The following is a 1486-nucleotide window of genomic DNA, read 5'->3' on the forward strand; positions in this document are numbered from 1 at the left end:
GGTGAGGAGGTGTTCGCCGAGGTCGCGCTCGCTGATGGTGTGTCGGTGGAGGGGTTCGTTGTTCATCCGGGGCTGATGGAGTCGGCTGTGGGTGTGGCGGGGCCTGGTGCGGGGTGGTCGTGGTCGGGGGTGTCCGTCTTCGCGTCGGGTGCTTCGGTGCTGCGGGTGCGGGTGTCGGGTGATTCCGTGGTGGCGGCGGATGGTTCGGGTGTGCCGGTGTTCGCGGTGCGTTCGGTGGTGCGTCGTGAGGTGCCGGCGGGTGAGCTGTCGGTGGCGGGTGGTTTCGAGGAGTCGTTGTTCCGGGTCGAGTGGTCGGAGTTGGCGGCTGCTGGTGCTCCTGCGGCTTTCACCGTGGTGGCGGATGGGGGTTTGGCGGGGCTGGGTTCGTCGGTTCCGGGTGTGGTGTTCTTCCCGTTGGAGGCGGGGGCCGGTTCGGCGGATGCGGTGCGCGGGGCTTCGGTTCGTGTGCTGGGTGTGGTGCGGGAGTGGCTGGAGGATGCGCGGTTCGCGGGTTCGCGGCTGGTGTTCGTGACGCGTGGTGCGGTGGCCGCGGTCGAGGGTGAGGGTGTCGCTGACCTGGTCAATGCTCCTGTGTGGGGTCTGGTGCGTTCGGCGCAGTCGGAGAACCCGGAGCGGTTCGTGTTGTTGGACGTGGACGGTGCTGTGCCGGTGTGGGAGCGGCTGGCGGGTCTGGTGTCCTCGGGTGAGCCGCAGTTGGCGGTGCGTGAGGGCAGGGTTTTGGTGCCGCGGTTGGCGCGGGTGGCTTCGGGGGCTTCGGTTCGGCCGGTGGTGTTCGATCCGGCCGGGACGGTGTTGGTCACGGGTGCGGGGACGTTGGGTGCTCTGGTGGCGCGGCACTTGGTCACGGAGCACGGCGTGCGGCATGTGGTGTTGACCAGTCGTCGTGGTGGTGCGGCTCCCGGTGCGGGGGAGTTGACGGCGGAGCTGTTGTCGCTGGGTGCCGCGAGCGTTGAGTTCGCGGCGTGTGATGCCGCTGACCGTGATGCTCTTGCCGGTCTGTTGTCCGCCGTTGCGGTGGGGCGTCCGTTGAGTGCCGTGGTGCACACGGCGGGTGTGCTGGATGACGGTCTGGTGGCGTCGTTGTCGCCGGAGCGGCTGGAGGCGGTGCTGCGGCCGAAGGTGGATGCGGCGCTCAATCTGCACGAGCTGACGCGTGGTCTGGAGCTCGATGCCTTTGTGTTGTTCTCCTCGTCGGCGGGGCTGTTCGGTGATGCCGGTCAGGGCAACTACGCGGCCGCCAACGCTTTCCTCGACGCGTTGGCGGAGCGGCGTCGGGCGGAGGGCCTGGTCGCGACCTCGTTGCAGTGGGGTCTGTGGGAGCAGCGCAGTGGTATCACGGAGAGGCTGTCCGAGGCGGACGTCGAGCGCATTCGCCGGGCGGGGATGAGTCCGTTGCCGACCGGGCGCGGTCTCGAACTCCTGGACGTCGTGCTGGCGGCCGGCCTGCCCGTCGCCTCCCCGATGG

General features: G+C 69.4%; 1 protein-coding gene. It reads left to right on the forward strand.

All coding sequences use genetic code 11. The features are described from left to right. Positions 1-9 precede the first annotated feature (9 nt). The coding region (locus ACFV1W_RS40625) for a beta-ketoacyl reductase (RefSeq protein WP_380422611.1) at positions 10-1486 on the forward strand (1477 nt) is incomplete at its 3' end.

Origin of the sequence: Kitasatospora sp. NPDC059648 (assembly GCF_042734825.1) — a bacterium.
Taxonomy (GTDB): Bacteria; Actinomycetota; Actinomycetes; order Streptomycetales; family Streptomycetaceae; genus Kitasatospora.